Genomic DNA, 17,246 nt, shown 5'->3' with positions numbered 1-17,246 from the left:
GCTTCGACAGTGGGCCGTAAATGGCAGTTGGTGTGCCCGGAAAAAAAACGCGGGAAATGAAGCCGGGCAGCCGGTTTGATAATTATCGCCTTCACAACATGGAGAACTAAGGAATGAAAAAGCTGTTGACAGCAGTGGCCGCCGGCACGATTGCATTGCAGTTTGCAACACCCGCCTTTGCCGAGGATATCAAGCTGCGCTTTGCAGGTGTGTTTCCGATCGACCACCAGGGCACAAAGATGATGGAGCAGGTCGCGGCTGACGTGAATGCGGCGGATGTTGGTCTGGAAATGACCGTCTTTCCGGCCAGCCAGCTGGGGTCAGGCGAAGCCCTGTTTGAGGATGTCGCCCGCGGGAACATCGATTTTGCCTCTGCCTTGATCTATTCCGACACGGATTCCCGGCTCGAGTTCCTGAATATGCCGTTCCTGGTAAGCAACTATGACGACATGGAACGTGTGCTGCTTGATATGGATTCCGACTATAATCGCATCCTTCAAGACATTACTGACGAATACGGTGTCCGAGTCATGGCAGCCAACCCGGAAGGCTTTGTGGGGATCGTTGCCAGCAAGGAACCCGATAACTGGAATAATTTCGACGACAAGGGTATGAACATCCGCGTTTGGTCCTCGAACGCGGTGAAAGCCACCGTGGAAACACTGGGCTACCGCGCCACCACCATGTCGTGGGGCGATATTTTTCCCGCGCTTCAGTCTGGCATCGTGGACGGTGCGATCTGCTGCACCAAGACCGCGACCTATTCGATTTTTGCCAAGTCAGACGTTGGCACGCACTTCATCGAATACAACTCCTTGCTGGAGCAGACTTTCTACTACGGTTCCGAGCGCACACTGGCCAAGCTGAACGACGAGCAGCGCGCTGTCGTCCAAGCCGCGATGGATAAGGCCTCGGCTGAATTCTTCCAGTATAACCGCGAAAATGACGCGGCCTTTGGCCAAAAACTGATCGACAGCGGCTATACCATCCTCAGGCTCAGCGATGAGGAGCGCAAAGCCATGGCTGACCATGTTCGTGCCACCGTTTGGCCGACCATTGAAGGTGCAGTTGGCAAGGACGTGATTGCTCAGGTACTGGCAGCGGTCCAGTAATCAATTTCAGCAGTGGCAGCACATGGTGTTGCCACTGTTTGCATTTGCAACAAGTGAGCGCGCTGGTGGACAGCATAGCGCCGGGTACGCTGGCACAATCGGGATTGCGCCATGCAGCACAGCTATCCTGGAATGCCGATTTTCGGAGCGCTCAACCGCCAAAAAGGGGGCGAGATGGCCCGAGTAACGGACGAATTGCCGCGCGTCATCGGGGTGCCGATGAACTGGGCTCTGTATCTAATGAAAGCGATCGTCATCATTGCCGGTGCGTTGATGGCTGTGACCTTTGGTCTGGTTGTCATTGTGCGCTACGGGCTAAGCGGTGATCTTTTCGCATATGAGGAGTGGCTGCTTGCGATCAGCATCGTCGGTTTCTTTGCCGGCGCCGTGCTGGCGTCAGAGCGCCGGCTGCACATCAATGCAGATATACTTGATGTGGTGATCACCAATCCGCGTTGGATCTGGTGGCGCGGCTTTTTGGTTCTCGCGATTGAGATGGCTGTCACGGTTTTCATCGTGTATGCCTGCTACGTCTCTCTGGTCGATGACTTCTCCTTTCCGCGGCTGCGGGCGACGCCGGCGCTGCGCATTCCCTTCGTCTCCTGGCGCATCGCGATCATGATTGCCTTTGGCTTCATGGCGATGTTTTCGGCCGCCTACCTTTACGTTCACATTCGAAAAGGCCTCGGCCTGCCGCTGAAATCTGATCTGAACAAGGAGGCGCAGTCATGATTATCGTCGGAAGTCTTGTCATTGTCTGCGCCATGCTTCTTTTGGGTGTCAGCGTTTTTGTGGCCTTTGGGGCAGTGCTGATGTTCATCGCTTTGGTGGGCGATCAGTCGATCACCGGCTATCTGCCGACCGGCTCCACCGGATTGCGGTCGCTGGTTCTGCTGGCCATTCCGTTGTTCATGATCGCGGGCGGCGTCATGGAGCGCGGCCGCATCGCGGCGCCGCTGGTGGCGATTGCGGAAATGTTCGTCGGCCACCTCAAGGGCGGCTTGAGCGCGGCGGCCGTGCTGGCCTGCGGGGTGTTCGGCTCCATTGCGGGCAGCGCCAATTCGACGCTGACCTGCATCGGCGGCATCATGCTGCCGCATCTGAAAAAAGCGAACTACCCTGAAGGAAAATCAGCGGCGCTGCTGGTTGCGGCAAGTCCGCTGGGGCTTTTGATCCCGCCAAGCTCCAACCATATTCTCTATGGCTGGGTGGCACAGCAGCATGTGCTCAAATGCTTTCTGTCGACGGTGATCCCCGCCTTCATCCTGATCACCCTGCTGATCATCACCAACCATTACATGCTGCGCAAACATGGCGACATCAAACTGTCCGAGCGGCCTTCGCCCTTCTTACCCGCGCTCAAAGCGCAGGGGCGTTTTGCGGGCCCCGCGCTGATGATGCCTGTCATCATCCTGGGCGGCATCTATGGCGGCATCATGACCCCGACCGAAGCGGCGGGCATTGCCGTGGTCTATGCGATCCCGATCGCGATCTACTTCTACCGCGGGCTGACGTGGCGGGGGCTGATGGGGACTATCGAGAAATCTGGTATCACCATTGGGGTGGTGATGATCATGATCTTCATGGTGCTGATCGTTTCCGACAATCTGATCGCCCAGGGCGCGCCGCAGATCGCACAGCAGATGGTTTATTCCGTGTCGGACAACCCGATCGTGATCCTGCTGATGATCAATGTCGTGATGATCCTGATCGGGATGCTGATGGATGATATTTCAGGTCTGCTGTTGTCGACGCCGATCCTGTTGCCGATTGCGCAGAGCGTGGGGATGGATCCGATCCATTTCGCCGCCGTGATTGGTGTCAACCTCGGCATGGCGAACATCACGCCGCCGACGGCGCCGCTGCTTTATCTCGGCGCGCAGGTGTCAGAAACCCCAGTTGCGAAGATGCTGTGGCCGACGCTGGTGTTTATCATCTTTGCCTGGCTGCCGACGCTGATGCTGACAACTTTCGTGCCCTCCGTGGCCCTGTGGCTGCCCGAACTCTTGCTGGGCTGAGCAGGTCTGTTTGCGTATTTCACGGAATTTGGGCGGTGATTTCACGCCATCTCGGACAGCCACTTCACGCCCATTGGCAGGCTGGCCGAGGATGGCGCCGGCGAAGGTTGGGCCGCCGATAACCTCCAGCCGGCCTGATGCGGGATGTGCCAGCAAGTTGTACCTCCCTCTCAGTGATAGTAAGTCCGGGGTCACGCCGGAGACGCGCATCTTTGACGAACTGGCGCACCTTCGGTGCGACGGATATTGGGAGGCTTCAGGGGCAGGTCTTCAGGATCGATCGGATGGAGGACACCGGCCGTGCCTTATTCGGGTGACCCCGCGCCTGCGTAGCTCCTTGCCGGTCAGCGGCCAGTCGGGAAGGGGGGCGGTCCGGGTCCGGCACGGTTGGGGACGCCGGGAAAAGCAGAAGCTCAAGGCTGCCGTCGCCCCGGCCCTTGGGCGGCGGCCCGCTCAGCCCCTGGGCAAACTTCAATTGCAATACGTCTCGTACACATGGAGTGCCAATGGTCGGAGAGACATTGGCGAACGCGGGAGATCGACAACCTGCTGATGCGGCCAAGCGCAGACACGGTGATCCGGATCGCCGCCGGGCCCAAGCACCTCGGTGCCCGGATCGGCATCACATCCGTCCTGCACATCTGGGGCTCGGCGTCGTGCTGAAAGCACGCCTCCGGCGTGACCCATCATCCGCATGTCCACATGATCGTAACCCCTCCCGGCAGATTGCTGCGCAATCACCTGCCGCAGGAACTTCTTCCTCTCCGTCCGGGTTCTGTCCCGCCTCTACCGGCGCCTCATCCTGGACGGGCTTGATCCGCCGCCGTCCCGAAGGACGCTGAACCCGCCCTGTCTCTGGCGGGCGGCGTCTCAGTTGGTGTCAGGCGATGAGTTCCTTTTCTGGTTCGAAGACAGTCCCGTCACGCCAGATGCACATCATGACGACAGCGAGTTTTCGTGACACCGCCACGGCAGCTTTCTTGAAGCTTTTCCGGTCTTGCAAATTCTTGGCCCAAGTGCGCAGTTGTGACGGCTTTCTGACCTGCGTGATCAAGCTGGCGGCAGCGGAGTAGAGCAGTCTGCGCAGGTCACGGTCGCCGCATTTTGATATCAGGCCGGGCCAGTCCATGTCGCCGGATTGGTGCCGCCTCAGCGTGAGGCCGTGGAAGGCACGGGCGTCTCGCGATCTCCGGAAGCAGTCTGCATTGTCGAGGGTTGCAATAAAGGACAGCGCCGCGACAGGCCCAACGCCCGGGACGGTCATGAGACGGCGGGCAAGGCCGCTTTCGCGCGCGATGAGCCTGAGATCTTCATCCCTCGCTTCCATAGCCGCGCACAGGGCCTGTGGATCGGGATGAACATGCCGGCCATCACGCCGAGTGCCGGGTTGGTCTGGCCTGCCTCAGCGAACTGATCGCGGAAGCCCTGCCGCAGGCTTGCACGGCCAACTGAACCCATATAGATCCCAAAAACCTTCATCACACCGCGAACATGCGCTTCCAGGTCCTTGCGTATCCGGATCAGGCACTCCCGAGCGCCGATGAGCACGCGAACCCGCTCCGACGCCTCGCTTCTGATGTGAACCCGGCTGAACCGGCCGGTGCGGGCCAGCTGCGCCAGCCCTTCGGCATCACCGGGATCGGACTTGTTGATCCGCCCCGACAGCGCCTTGTGCACTTTCCGGGCATCAATGCAGATGACCGGAAGGTCGCGCTTCTCCAGTTCGCGGGTGAGCCAGATGGCCAGGATGCCGCTCTCATGCACAAACCGCTCCGGCCCAGCGGCATGCACCGAAATGAATAATGCGATTACGTCCGGATCCGAACTGGTCCCACCACGCGCAAGCACCTTACGCTCCCTGTCAACAACACAGATCGACACGGATTTGACGGACACGTCCAGACCAACATAATGCAACATGGTCGTTCTCTTTAACGGCTGGTTTTACAGAGCCCGATCTTATCGGACCGCGTTCGCCCAGAGAGAGCGGCCGCCGCAAACACACCATGACATTCGCCGCAGATCCGAAGTTGGCGCAACGATTGGTCCCAGTAACCCGAAAGACAAGATCGGCATTACTCTTCAAGCAAGCCCGCCTTCGGTGCAGCCTGACCAGGGCTCCTGGAAATACGGTCGAGAAGCCATTCCTGAAAGCTGATCATGGCCGGTGTGGGAGGTTTATGAGCTGGGTGTGTCAGCCAGTAGCGCCCGGTTTCTATGTAAGCGGAAAATGGCGCGACCAAGCGCCTGGCTTCCAATCGCTCGCCGAACATTGCCGGGGAAAGCAGCGCAACTCCAGCTCCCGTTTCGGCAATATCCGCCATGGCGATGGAACTGTCAAAAATCGGCTCGCACAGGTTGGGGCAGGCTGCTCCGGCCTTATCAAACCAGGCTGGCCACTCATCTGCGCGGTAAGAGCGCAAGAGAACCTGGCCGTGCAGATCAGCAGGCTTTTTCAGATTTTCTGCAAGCCGCGGGGAGCAAAGCGGCGTCAACGGTGCTTCCATAAGCGGAACGGCCTCCATCCCGCTCCAGCGCCCTGCGCCGAAACGGATTGCCATATGCAAGCCTTCCTTGGAAATATCCACCCGGTTGTTGTTGGTCCAGATACGGAGGTCGACCCCCGGATGGGCGCTGCGGAAACGGGCTAGTTGCGGCATCAGCCAGCCGGCGGCAAAGGTCGTGACAACACCCACATGCAACGTCTCCTGATACCTCCCGTCAAGAAAGCCGTCGAGTACCCGCCCAACCCGGTCGAGGCTGTCGTTGATCACGGGGAACAGGGCCATAGCTTCGTCCGTCAGGAGCAGGCCCTTCGGCGTGCGGGTGAAAAGTTGCACCCCAAGCAGGTCTTCCAGCCCTTTGATCTGATGGCTCACAGCTGCCTGGCTGACCCGCAATTCAACAGCCGCCTGGGTGAAACTCCCCTGCCGCGCGGCGACCTCGAAAGCCCGCAGGGCGTTCAAAGGCAGGTTGGGACGGTCCATGCGCTGGTTTCCTACATTCCGGATTGATCGGGCTGGCCGCATCAGCTTCGCTTTTCCCATCTGTTCCTGCAAGATGAGAACCCGCCGGGCTCAACTGGCTGTTTGCGAAGGCTGGCTGCAGGAGAACGGAAGGAATGAACCCGGTGCGCCCTGCATCACCATGATCCAGCTGAGCTGATCCGCAACCTCCAGGTCGGCGTCATTTAAGGGGCAGGCCGATACCCGGGCCTGGCAGCCGCTTAAGATGAACGCCTTGTTCGAAGCCCGGAATCCCGTGCTGAGTTCTGGAAGCCCGGCATCGTAGCTGCTCCATGCCCTTTTGTAGATGCTGCATTTTTCGAGAGACCAGGCATCGAGCGCTTCAAGCGGGACCGCGCTAACCAATTGCAGGGCGAAGCCGAAGATCACTTTTTTCATTCACGGAAACTTTCAGTGCCGCCGCCGCCGCTTTGCAAGTGAACGGCGGCGCAGTTCACACTACTGCCGATCTGCGAGCACGCGCTGGATGAAGGCGTGAGTCGCCCGGATGCGGGCTTCGTTCGGGATGTTCCGGTTTGCCAGAACCGCCACCCCCAAGTCTTCGCCCGGAAGAAGGGCAACATATGTTCCAAACCCATTGGTCGATCCGGTTTTATTGAGGATGACATCCTCTTGCGGGGGCAACGGCGGATCGATTTCCTCGACCGGCTGCGGCTTCAGGATATAGGCGTAGCTGTTGCCTTTGATCATCTGCTCCACGCTGGCGGGCCAAGAATACTGCTCCCAGATCATGTTCTGAACGTAGGCGTCTGTCCGGGCCAGCCCCTGCCGGGTCCTTTCCAGAGCAATGCTGAGATCTTTCGGGGCATCGGCATGCCCCAGGTGGAGCTCCAGGAAACGAACCATGTCGCGCGCGCTGGACTTTACGCCATAGGCTTCGTCGTCCAGAACCCCGGGATTGACCCGGATCGGAAGATCCGTCTTGCGGTCGTAGCCATACGCGTAGCGCGCCATGGCCTCTTCAGGGACATTCACCCAGGTGCTTTGCAGGCCCATCTCATGAAACAGATCCTGCTCGACAGTATCCGCATAGCCCATACACAAGACATTGGAAGTGATATGCCCCAGCAAGCCGATGCTGATATTCGAGTAGCTTCGGGTGCCTGCTTCGCTTGGCTTCCAATCGGCCAGCCATTCCACGAGGCCTTCGGTGCTTGCTACAGTTTCAGGCACCTGCAGGGGCAGGCCGCCGGAGTTGTGCGTTGCAAGATCCATCAGCGACAGGTGTCCGAAAGCGGTGCCTTCAAGATCCGGCAATCGTTCGGAAACCTGCTCGTTCAGATCCATGTCACCGCGCGCTTCAGCCAGGGCGGCAAGGCTGACGTTGAATAGTTTGCTCACCGATCCTAGCTCAAAAAGCGTATCTGCGGACGCGGGGATATTGCCCGCGCGGGAGGCAAGGCCCGTTGCATAATAGTAGGACTGCCCTCGATGCGATACGCCGACAACGAGCCCCGGGACGTTGTATTCCTCGATAACGGAAGCAAAGCTGTTTTCAGCCAGCTCTTGCATTTGTGCTTCAGTCCAGGGCGCGGCGGCAAGCGCAGCTGGAAATGACAGCAGCGCGATCGCTGCGGCTGTAGGAAATTTCATGTCTGCCTCTTTGATTAAGCCCCCATATGGGTAGGAGCGGCTCTACAGACAGAGATCGCACCACTCAAACGAGAAATTGTTGCTCGCTCCATTAGAATTTCTAACCCCTCCAGGGCATTGCATTTGTGTCTGAGAAATCTTTTATGCAGCGTTGCATTGCCGCCAGCCTCCCGCGGTTGGAATGGTTCCCGGGAGCAGGAAATCTGCTCAGCTCCTCGTCCAAACTTCTATGTGTAGCCGCGTCCGCTCTAGGTGCATCCGGGCGAAAATCAGAAAGCAGTCATAGGCGAATGCGATGTGGATCCTGCCGGCCAAACCGGTAGTAATCTGCCCCGCGCCAGTCCGATGGATTTTTATAGCGCGGTTGAGTATATGAGCTGACCGAGAGATTGCGGTCAGGCCAAGCTGTTAATTTCCGGACCGGCATCATTTCAACTACGCAATCAGAGAAGGAGGCTTAACAACAATGTCACCCGGAAATACGCACCCAAAGCATTGGTCAAAGGTTGAGCTGCTGCACGAGACTGTCAAGAACCCCAATATTCACCTTCGCGGAACGCACAGCTATTACAGCGCAGCATGGACCGGCTCGTTTGAGGAAAGCGTCGTGCGCTACCACTACGGCGACGAATATAGCCTCAAGACATGGGAGCCGATGTGGCCCATCGACCAGCTCTACATCGGTGACTATGTATGTATCGGCGCGGAGGCGGTCATCCTGATGGGGGGAAACCATACCCACCGGACAGATTGGTTCAGCCTTTACCCTTTCCCCGAAGTCATCCTGGATGCCTATATTGGCAAGGGGGACACCAGAATTGGCGATGGCGTCTGGATCGGCATGCGGGCAATGATCATGCCGGGAATCACGATAGGCGAGGGAGCCGTGGTCGCTTCAGGGGCGATCGTCACCAAGGACGTTGCGCCCTACACAATCGTTGCAGGCAACCCCGCCAAGCCAATTCGCCAGCGCTTTCCCGAGGCTACTGTTGCGAGGCTGCTGGAGCTGGACCTGTACAATTGGGATGAAGCGAAATTTGCTGCTCTGAGAGAGCACATCGCAAGCCAGGATATCGGCGCCTTGTCGGCGGCGTCAGATGAATACGATCAAAAACATGGGTGATGCGGTTATCCTTCCAGAGGAAGGCGACGCTATCGGCATCGGCGCTGACCAAGCGTGGGTTCTAGATGGCGACCCAGTGAGTGTAGCAGCTTAGGTCGGCCAGGACTGCCTCGGGGCCGCCGAAGAGCGGTTTGACATAGACCACCCATTCGGATTTGCAGAACGGAGCTAGCCAGGCCGCGAAGGCATCCGCCTGCGCCGGCCGTTCGAAGCCGGCGAAGAAGGCAAGCTGCCAAGCATGATGCAAATCCATGAGACCGTCGAGAAACAGACGCCGGAACAGGCGCGACAGCACCCGCACGTGCAGAAAGAACCCGGGCTTGCAGGCCACCCATCTCCCGCCGTCCGGCGGCAAGCCGCCACCGGGCACGATCATGTGGATGTGGGGGGGCAGAGCAGAACTCCAGATGTGCAACACACTGGTCTCGCCCGCCCCCCAGTGCGCCCAGCCGTTGCCAGAAAGCCCGTGACAATCGCAAATGCGCTGTGCAAATCACGGCAGAAGCGGAACGTTCAGCGCGCATGGCAAATACAGGTGCTAGAATACCCTGAACCGGCACCAGAGCGGTTCTGCTTTCTAGCTGTATTTTGCTGAACCAGCATTGCCACAAATGTACTATCCCGGTTTAGCAACGGGGATAGCGCAGCAGGATAGAACCTGTTTGGGAGGAACTGGTGTCAGCCGGCCACACGCAGACTGCGGTCCAGGGAAACGCTGCGCAGCATGGTGGAGAAGCGTTTGCAGTTGCCGGTAGAGTAGCGGACCGCACCGGCTAACAATGGTGCAAAGCTTGCCAGGAAATAACCGCCGCCCTGCACTAATGAGGTAAAGTTGCCCGCGGTTGCGGGATCGCCAACATGGTCAATGGCCACGATGATCGAAAGCGGGAACCAGATGCCGATGCCAACGCCCATCAGGGCGATTGCCAGGAAGGACATGTCAACTGGCGTGGTGTACGGAACGCCAAAGCCCAGAGCGGTTACCCCGGCGGCCTTGACCCAGTCGTGGTTTTCAATCGCTGGCAGGATTTCATCCAGTTCAATCCGGTAACCGCGGAATTTGATCTGATTGTCGGCCTGGCCCTGGAATTGCAGCGTGCCGTCCGGGTTGCGCCGCATCAGGTCGCCAGTTTTATACAGCACCCTGCAGCTTGTTTTGGCAACGGGCAGGCCGGCCGGGATCATCTCTGGGCCGTTGGCAACGCCGCCGGGTCAACTGTAGGAGTGGTGGCGTTTATGGTGCATTAGGAGGGACCATAGAGATTCACCAGGCGGCCAGCTTGCGTGTCAGGGCCTCACCGCCGCTGTACAAGTTGGTGAGTATGGTTCAGCTTTCGAATTGCGGCAGATCCACCAGCGCCTGCAGCAGTGAGGGGACGCCCTGCGGCAGAGCAGGATCGCGCAGGCAATAGTTGTCTTCCCCTCCGGGTATCGCATCCAGGGCGCTCACGGGCACCCCGGCAGGATCATCTCCGCCAGGCGGCCGCGTAGTTTTTCCTGGGTGACAATCACACCAATACCGGCGTCGCGGATCATATATGTCAGACGGTACGCCGGGTAATCTGAGCCAAGCGGCCAATAGACACCGCTCGAAAACAGAATACCCCAAAGCCCGGCCATCATCTCTGCCGAGGATTCCGCGAACAGGCCCGCACGGCGTCCCGCGTTTCTTCCGGCCCTGTTGCCAATACCAGCAACTGCCCGGCTTCGGTCGGCTAGCGAGTGCCGAGCACTGGCTTGTCAATCAATGTAAGCCCCTTGCGGTCTGCCAAAGACTGCAGCCCGGGCAGGTCCGCAGGGCCGACCGTGCTCATCTGCAGCCAGTATAAGGGGACTCCGGTACGCTTTTCGCATCCGGCAGCGTGGACGGGACCTCTGCAATGGCGCAGGCGTCTTTCTGCATGGTTACAATGATATCGGCGCCACGGACCGCCTCGGCGGAATCCGCTGCAGGGGCAATATTATGTATTGCCAAGGGCAGAGCCTTTGCCAGGCGTGCGGTTCCAGACCGTAACACGGCATCCAGCCGCCGCGATGTTGCGGCTCATCGGCGCCCTCGTCAGCCCGGCTCCCAGAACCGCCACGCGCGGCGGGCAGTGCGTTGCAGATTTTGCTTCAATTGGCATGTTTAACCGCCGTTTGCCGGGTCCAGCCGACCGTCGCAGCGTACAGACCGCGTTGGTGGCCGGGGTGTGATGCCGTTACGGAATAATCCTTCCACAACCGTCAACAACCAAAAGGAGAACTTCATGCCGCCGTTACAGCGATTTGATTGCCGCTTCGACGATGCTTTCCAAGTAAGGTTGGCAGGAGGTCTCTAGGAGGCCTTTACTGACAACCCTAATTCCTTGAATTACAGCAACAATATACCGTGCCAGCATTCGGCAGTCCTGATCGGCCGGAATTTTTCCGGCTTTCTGCCCTCGCTTCAGAGGCCGCAGCAGCCCGGCCTCCAGTCGCTCGAAAGGTTGCGCCACCAACGCGCTGAGCTCCGGATCCCGGCCGGAAACCTCCAAGCTGCTGTTTGCAGCGAAACAACCAAAGCCCTCGCGGAGACTCAATTCGTCGGCAACGATCGATAGACGCAGTCTCCGGAGGCTGGTTCTCACGTCACCGGGCCGGGAGATCATCGCAATATTTTCGGTGGTCACTCGCCGGTACTCTTTAAGGGCCAGCGCAAAGAGCTTTTTGCCGCCAAAGGGGCTGTATATGGTACTGCCACACAGGCCGGTTGCTTCCATCCGATCATTCATGAAAGTTGCAGCATTGCTTTTTCGCCAAAAAAGACACAGAACCGCGTCAACAGCCGCACCTTCATAAAATTCTCTTGGCCTCATAGCACTTAACCATTCTGAGCCGAGTGTTTCAGAACAATGGCAGAACAAATGCTAATGCCATATCGTTGTGTAGTTGATTGAGAGCAGTGGAAAAAGCGGCATCAGAACCCGTGTTCAGATTACCGGCCGGATGGCAGGTGGAAACATCAAACGAACAGATGCCAGGACTAGATCGGAGCGGACTTGCCACGGAGGGGTGCCGCTTCTGTGACCGCGTGCCGTGCCGCAAAGGAGGACACAGATAGCAGCACGGCCGGCCGGAAAATTCCACGCCGAAGCAGTGGGTACAGCTGCTGAGCAAAGGGCTGCCCCGCTAGCAGATGGTCGTTGATTGCGGGGGCAGCTTCCCGACGTTGCCCCGTTGGATGCAGCAGAACCGGCGCAAGGCGCCGTCAGGATTGCTGCCGGTGCCGGGCAGCATGGCAACGTGTCAGGACCGAGCAATTCACCCGGAACAGATGGGCGCATGCTACGGGGTTGGGCGGGCGGCTCCTCAGGAATACGCAACCCGCTCCCTAGCCTGAGCGATTCTTGCTCCGGTATCGCGGGCGGCAACCGTAGATGCCCTTACATGCAGTTGCCAAGCGAGGCGGCCGGATAGATCTGCACCTGCCGGGGCTCGATCAGACCCAGCGCCGTGCGCAGGCCCGACGCAATTCGGCAAGCGATTGTCATATCTTTAAGAACTGCGCCGCACTCGGCCTCGATCCGGTCCGCCCACAGCACCATTTGCGACCGCGTGTCCGCGAGCTCCACCCTCAGCACTAGCCGCCCGCCAGATTGCGTGTAGCGCCCGGAGAGGACGGCATCGGCGGCAAGACGATCCCGGAGGTCCGCAGGGGTCGGATCCCGCTTGTGATGCGCGGTGGCGGCCAGTCGGGAAACCACGTTGAGCTCCTGCGATTGTGACAGGGTCGAGATGATATCGTCAGCCAGCATCTCCCCCAGAATGTCTTCTTGGTCCGTCGGCAGCACCCGGAACGGGATCACCGCGACCGACGGCCGGCAGCCCTCCGCCGCGCTGCGGAGGCCCCCAGCTACTGATGTGACCGGCGTAACCTGGAATACATGCACCATTTCCCCCCTAATGCACCGCTTACCCAAGTCCTCGAAGTTCCAGCTGGTACCGTCCTGAGCGGCCTCCCTGATGCCAGCCGTTGCCAGAACCTCTCCGGGAGCCGCCAGGCTGACGAGCCGACTGGCCCGGGGCTCTGCCAGCAGACTGGGCACTTCCTGGCCGCCGGGGGGCGCCGCATTGGCGATGTCGAGCGCGATGCGGCTCTCCGAATGTCCGCCCTGGCGGCGCATTTTTTCCGACAATTTCAGCGCCAAGCTGATAGCGGCCCCGGTTCCGGAAAGTTCAGCTACCAGCAGCTGGCGCCGGCTGGCCCGCTGATGAAACGCCAGCCCGCAGACAATTCCGGGGCCCAGCGAGCCAAGAATATCCGGTGTCAGCACGCCGCCTGCAGCCTCGAGTGCAAGTACCGTGTTTTGGCCTGCCGGGGCCGGATCATTCAACTGCTTCGAATCGAAACCGCCGGACGCCGTGAGAACATAGCCGCGTTTCGGCACAGTGCGCAGAATGGTCCGCTGTTTGTCACCCAGCGCACGGCGGATGTCCGCAATGCACTGGCACAGGCTGTCCTCTGTGACACTGATCTCTGGCCAGACCTCAGCAAAAAGCTCGGTCTTGCTTACGGTCCGGCCGATGCTGGCGGCCAGCAGGTCAAGCACTTGTGCGGATTGCGGGCGCAGACAGATTTCCTCTCCGTGCCTGCCAATCAGACGGGCCATCTTCTGAAAAAACCAGCACTCGCCTAATTTGACTGGCAGCTCTTGGGCGCGATCAGGTGACATGCGACTCCTGCCTGCGGTGTATTGGAAACACCTTCCGGCTTACACAACCTGTGATTGTTTCGCTTAAAAAAATGCCGGCAAATCTAAATTTTGATGTTTAGTCAAGGCTGTGGTCGATCAGACCCACGATGACTCGGCCTGGCTCTTTCATCCTTTTTTGCAGTTGTTTTCGAACGGCCTGAGGCCTTTCAGCGTCTTCAGGCGGCAGGCGTAGCTATAGGCCGCAATGAACGCATCAATGTTGTTTCCCAACTCGGCATGGGGCTTGTAGTGATACCGCTTGACTGTCGCCTCCTTGATCGTTCGGTTCATCCGCTCGACCTGACCATTTGTCCATGGATGATTGATCTTCGTCCGCCGGTGCCCGATGCCACTATCCGTGAGAACGGTGTGGATCGGGTAGGGCAGAGCCGCGATGAGATTGCATAAGAACTGGGCCGCAGCCATTTTTCCGGCCTTCCTATACAGCTCGACGCAGGCAAATTTCGATGTCCGGTCGATGGCGACGAACAGGTAGATCTTTCCTTCCCCAGAGCGAACTTCCGCAATACCGATACGGAAATATCAAATGGGATAGACCTTAAACTTCAGCTCCCGTTTCCGCCACTTCGCCACCGTCTTGACGTTGATCCCGGGTTCCCGGCGCTGCTGTGAAGAAATTGTCCCATAAAGCGTCCTTCTGATGGTCGCAAACCGGCAGACCACCACCCCCCGCGACTAAACACCCGGCCAACCTCCGAATCCCCGCGCAGCGTCCGGCATGCTGCAGTGCGTGCGGGGACACGGAGGAAACTTGTTCAGGCGGCAGCCAGCGCGCCGGATTTGGCCTTTCGCGGCCGCTTGTTCAGGAAATTTCAGATTTATTTCGGATCGAATTCAGGACTTCTCCCGCCGCTGCCGCCACGATCAACTCCGCCGGATCCGCCTCCGGATCTAAGCTCAACCCAATGCGCGTCAGGACCGGCGAACGCGCATGCGACAGCAGCGCCGCTTGGCGGCGTGCAAAGGAGAAACCATGCTCAATGATCTCACAAAGACCGTCCTCAACACCCCGTTGCCGTCGGACCAGGATCTTGCCAATGTGCTGCTCAATATCCAGGCCGCACAGGACCGGTCGTCTCCGGCGCTGATCCGCAGCTCCGCGGCGGATGGCATTGCCAGCGCGCAGGTCAATGCGGGGAGCCTGACATCCTTCACCGAACGGCTGTCGGGCCAGAGCAAGAGCGACGTCAAGAATTCCACACTGTTCGCTCAGCTCGCGTCGGACTACGCTTATGACCGCTATAGCCAGCCGATGGACTGGTACAAGAACTACGCAAACGTTCTGGGTCAGATCGGTTGGAACCAGCCCGCATTCGCCTTTGACACCTACACCTCGGGCGGTTCAACCGTGAAACTGGACGAGGCGGTTCTGAGCATCCTTTCCGCCATCGCCACGGGTGCCGAAGTTGCGATGGTGGCGGCAACGATGCAGGGTCTGAATGACCTTGGCGATGAATCCAAGCAGATGACGATCTGGGATTCCAACGGCAGCAACGGCAACAACGGCAACTTCCAGATCATGCCCGTCGACAAGTTGCCGAATGACGATGTCGTCATGGTTCTGACCGGCATGCAGTTCAACGCATCCACCAGCCATGGCCGGTTCCTGTGGTGGACCTGGTCCAGCACCTCGATCAAGATCCAGCGCGCTGCAAACCGGTTCGTGTTGAACGAGGATGTATACGCCCAGGTGCGCCAGGCCGTGATCGACAAGCTGGGCGATCGCGCCAGCCAGTTGGTTGCCGACATTCCGATCGGCTGAAGCAGAACCGCTGCCCGGCTCCCAAGGCTGGGCAGTCTTTTTGCTTACCAACCCGCATTTGCCTGCCGGCCGAAGCACCAGCCGTCAAACATGGGAGGTTCAATATGAACCGGAAGATGGAAATTCATGGCATTGATCTGCCGGGCATGGCGGTCGCTGCCTCGGCAAGCGCTATGCCGCTGAAACCCGCCTATGGCGCCAGCGACAGCGCCGAGGTCAATGCCAGCACCCTGCTGGCGCTCGACAGCGCGCTTGGCCTGCAGCACAAATCGGATGTGTCTGCCAGCTTGCTGTTTGCGCAACTCGCGGCCACCGCGGCATGCGATAAATTCACCGCGCCGCGCAGCTGGACCGGTAAGGTGCTGGAGGTTCTGTCGGTCGTGGGCTGGTCCGTGCGGGGCGACAAGACCTGCCCGCCTGACAGGCAGCCGATGCCGGTGGACTGGCCAGAAACGACACTGGTTTCCTTCGAGCGCCTTTATGGCATGCAGGCACCGCTGGTCCGGCGAACGATCCAATCCGCCACGGCGCTGCCTGGAACAAGCAGCGCCGCGGAACTGTGGAATGCCGGCACCTACGGCGGCGGACGGGGGCTTTACCTGACCGGCCTGGCGGAACAGGAGGGCGGCGGCGATCCGCGGTTGAGCCTGCTGCTGACCTCTTTCACGCTGAGTGCAGGTGCGCCGGGCATCCTCGATTGGGTGCCGGATGCCGAACTGGTTTCGGAATTCGCGGTGCTTTCGCTCAACCTCGATGTCTACAGCAAGGTGCGCCAGCAGATCCTCGAAAAGCTGGGCAGCCGTCTCACCACGGATGTCAAGCCGGTCAGCCTCGCAGGCTGACGCGCCCTCACCTGCAATTTGAACCCGACAGGAGAAAGAAGATGAACAAGCCATTCAAACCTGACTATCCGGCCGGCGGCCACGTCTTGGGCCAATCCGGCAACACCCGGAAAACTTCCGGCGTTCTGAAGAAACCAGGCTTTCCCCGACAGGGGGTCGAGATCGTATTTCCCCCCGATGAGCGGACCCGGGTGGAGGTGACCACCAGCTACCCCTGGAACACGATCGGCCAGCTCATCATGCAATTCCCGAACGGGGAATTCTATACCGGGACGGCAACCCTGGTTGACGGAAAACACGTTCTGACTGCTGCGCACAATGTGTTCGGCAATGACATCGGCGGATTCGCGCGGAACGTCTGGTTTGTACCAGCGCGCAGCAACGATGACATGCCTTACGGAATCGCCGAAGCCGAAAAGGTCTTCATCACCGAGGAATACTACACGCTTTCTCCGGCAAATCCGAACCAGACACCGGACGGCCAGGTCGATGATATCACGCAATACACCGAGGACTATGCCATCGTGCGGCTGAAAGCGCGGCTCAATCTGCCGATTATGGGGCTCTACGCGGCAAGCGATACGGAGCTGTCCGGAGCCGCGGCACGGATTACGGGCTATCCGGGCGACAAGCCGAACGACTATATGTGGACCGCCGCCGGCCCGATTTCCGCGCCGGATGAAGAATTCATTTTTTACCGGATCGATACCTATAAGGGCGAAAGCGGCGCCGGCGTGATGTTCGACTTCAACTTGCCTGTCGGGCTGACGGTGTCGGGGGTTCACGTTGCGGGCGACGCCGATCTGGCCACAAATTTTGCCGTGCGCCTGAACAGCCAGAGAATTGGCCAAATTCTGAAATGGATGAATGCGTGACAAGGAACCGTTTTCCGGGCGCCTAACAAGCCCCGTTTACACATCGGGAGTAGAACCTTTTTGACAATAGCGGCTGGCGCTGCCTGTTTGAGACCTGCCGGATCAGCCCCGGCGCCATCGCTATTATGTGATCCCGAAGTCCCGCAAACCCTGCGTGCT

At 59.2% G+C, this 17,246-nt stretch carries 17 protein-coding genes and 4 pseudogenes; 8 read left to right on the top strand and 13 right to left on the bottom strand.

Annotated elements, in window-relative coordinates:
• Positions 1 to 113 precede the first annotated feature (113 nt).
• The 4 genes and pseudogenes from dctP to AC0KW6_RS08525 all read left to right on the top strand — a co-directional run.
• Entirely contained in the window at positions 114 to 1,112 is a 999-nt protein-coding gene (gene dctP / locus AC0KW6_RS08540) for a TRAP transporter substrate-binding protein DctP (protein ID WP_474034683.1), read from the top strand.
• A 111-nt stretch (positions 1,113 to 1,223) separates the two neighbouring features.
• The gene (locus AC0KW6_RS08535; RefSeq protein ID WP_323777032.1) at positions 1,224 to 1,844 is read left to right on the top strand and encodes a TRAP transporter small permease; all 621 of its coding nucleotides are present in this window, start codon (positions 1,224 to 1,226) and stop codon (positions 1,842 to 1,844) included.
• Positions 1,841 to 3,130, top strand: coding sequence for a TRAP transporter large permease (locus AC0KW6_RS08530; RefSeq protein WP_323777031.1), 1,290 nt, complete (start codon positions 1,841 to 1,843; stop codon positions 3,128 to 3,130). Before AC0KW6_RS08535 ends, AC0KW6_RS08530 begins: the two co-directional genes overlap by 4 nt.
• 543 nt (positions 3,131 to 3,673) lie before the next feature.
• Positions 3,674 to 3,944, top strand: a pseudogene (locus tag AC0KW6_RS08525) (transposase); the annotation flags it as partial.
• A 66-nt stretch (positions 3,945 to 4,010) separates the two neighbouring features.
• On the opposite strand, the gene AC0KW6_RS08520 reads toward AC0KW6_RS08525, so the two are convergent.
• The 5 genes from AC0KW6_RS08520 to ampC form a co-directional block, all read right to left on the bottom strand.
• Complete coding sequence (locus tag AC0KW6_RS08520) at positions 4,011 to 4,394, bottom strand: transposase (protein WP_323777028.1); 384 nt, start codon at positions 4,392 to 4,394, stop codon at positions 4,011 to 4,013.
• Positions 4,391 to 5,050, bottom strand: coding sequence for an IS110 family transposase (locus AC0KW6_RS08515; protein WP_323777026.1), 660 nt, complete (start codon positions 5,048 to 5,050; stop codon positions 4,391 to 4,393). Before AC0KW6_RS08515 ends, AC0KW6_RS08520 begins: the two co-directional genes overlap by 4 nt.
• Positions 5,051 to 5,205: 155 nt before the next feature.
• Positions 5,206 to 6,189: a LysR substrate-binding domain-containing protein gene (locus AC0KW6_RS08510; protein WP_474034682.1), complete on the bottom strand. Its 984-nt coding sequence runs from the start codon at positions 6,187 to 6,189 to the stop codon at positions 5,206 to 5,208.
• 18 nt (positions 6,190 to 6,207) lie between these two features.
• Positions 6,208 to 6,534, bottom strand: a complete 327-nt coding sequence (locus tag AC0KW6_RS08505) for a hypothetical protein (RefSeq protein WP_323777021.1) — start codon at positions 6,532 to 6,534, stop codon at positions 6,208 to 6,210.
• A 60-nt stretch (positions 6,535 to 6,594) separates the two neighbouring features.
• Positions 6,595 to 7,749, bottom strand: coding sequence for a class C beta-lactamase (ampC, locus tag AC0KW6_RS08500; protein ID WP_474034681.1), 1,155 nt, complete (start codon positions 7,747 to 7,749; stop codon positions 6,595 to 6,597).
• Between the two features lie 466 nt (positions 7,750 to 8,215).
• Here ampC and AC0KW6_RS08495 point away from each other — a divergent pair, with 466 nt between their 5' ends.
• Complete coding sequence (locus AC0KW6_RS08495) at positions 8,216 to 8,872, top strand: CatB-related O-acetyltransferase (protein ID WP_323777017.1); 657 nt, start codon at positions 8,216 to 8,218, stop codon at positions 8,870 to 8,872.
• Here AC0KW6_RS08495 and AC0KW6_RS08490 read toward each other — a convergent pair.
• The 8 genes and pseudogenes from AC0KW6_RS08490 to AC0KW6_RS08455 all read right to left on the bottom strand — a co-directional run.
• A pseudogene (locus AC0KW6_RS08490) lies at positions 8,871 to 9,302 on the bottom strand (transposase); the annotation flags it as partial. The gene AC0KW6_RS08495 and the pseudogene AC0KW6_RS08490 overlap by 2 nt on opposite strands.
• Before the next feature lie 248 nt (positions 9,303 to 9,550).
• On the bottom strand, positions 9,551 to 10,015 hold the full coding sequence (locus AC0KW6_RS08485; protein ID WP_323777013.1) for a hypothetical protein: 465 nt from the start codon (positions 10,013 to 10,015) through the stop codon (positions 9,551 to 9,553).
• Between the two features lie 184 nt (positions 10,016 to 10,199).
• Positions 10,200 to 10,322, bottom strand: coding sequence for a hypothetical protein (locus AC0KW6_RS08480; RefSeq protein ID WP_323777012.1), 123 nt, complete (start codon positions 10,320 to 10,322; stop codon positions 10,200 to 10,202).
• 101 nt (positions 10,323 to 10,423) lie between these two features.
• Positions 10,424 to 10,561, bottom strand: a pseudogene (locus tag AC0KW6_RS08475) (hypothetical protein); the annotation flags it as partial.
• Positions 10,562 to 10,833: 272 nt separating this feature from the next.
• Positions 10,834 to 10,956 carry an NAD(P)-binding domain-containing protein gene (locus AC0KW6_RS08470; RefSeq protein ID WP_323777010.1) on the bottom strand — a complete coding sequence of 41 codons (123 nt, stop codon included), beginning with the start codon at positions 10,954 to 10,956 and terminating at the stop codon, positions 10,834 to 10,836.
• A 174-nt stretch (positions 10,957 to 11,130) separates the two neighbouring features.
• The gene (locus tag AC0KW6_RS08465; RefSeq protein WP_474034680.1) at positions 11,131 to 11,625 is read right to left on the bottom strand and encodes a TetR family transcriptional regulator C-terminal domain-containing protein; all 495 of its coding nucleotides are present in this window, start codon (positions 11,623 to 11,625) and stop codon (positions 11,131 to 11,133) included.
• A gap of 651 nt (positions 11,626 to 12,276) precedes the next feature.
• Entirely contained in the window at positions 12,277 to 13,503 is a 1,227-nt protein-coding gene (locus AC0KW6_RS08460) for a winged helix-turn-helix domain-containing protein (RefSeq protein WP_474034679.1), read from the bottom strand.
• Between the two features lie 210 nt (positions 13,504 to 13,713).
• A pseudogene (locus AC0KW6_RS08455) lies at positions 13,714 to 14,154 on the bottom strand (integrase core domain-containing protein); the annotation flags it as partial.
• 427 nt (positions 14,155 to 14,581) lie between these two features.
• Here AC0KW6_RS08455 and AC0KW6_RS08450 point away from each other — a divergent pair.
• The 3 genes from AC0KW6_RS08450 to AC0KW6_RS08440 all read left to right on the top strand — a co-directional run bounded on the left by AC0KW6_RS08450 (position 14,582) and on the right by AC0KW6_RS08440 (position 17,087).
• Positions 14,582 to 15,370 (top strand): hypothetical protein, encoded by a 789-nt coding sequence (locus AC0KW6_RS08450; protein ID WP_323779124.1) that lies wholly within the window; start codon positions 14,582 to 14,584, stop codon positions 15,368 to 15,370.
• 104 nt (positions 15,371 to 15,474) lie between these two features.
• Positions 15,475 to 16,212: a hypothetical protein gene (locus AC0KW6_RS08445; protein WP_474034678.1), complete on the top strand. Its 738-nt coding sequence runs from the start codon at positions 15,475 to 15,477 to the stop codon at positions 16,210 to 16,212.
• A 41-nt stretch (positions 16,213 to 16,253) separates the two neighbouring features.
• On the top strand, positions 16,254 to 17,087 hold the full coding sequence (locus AC0KW6_RS08440; protein ID WP_474034677.1) for a trypsin-like serine peptidase: 834 nt from the start codon (positions 16,254 to 16,256) through the stop codon (positions 17,085 to 17,087).
• The last annotated feature ends 159 nt before the right edge of the window (positions 17,088 to 17,246 follow it).

The organism is Leisingera sp. SA215 (assembly GCF_055902035.1).
Note: the sequence above shows the minus strand (reverse complement) of the source record. Positions and strands in the feature narration are given on the sequence as shown.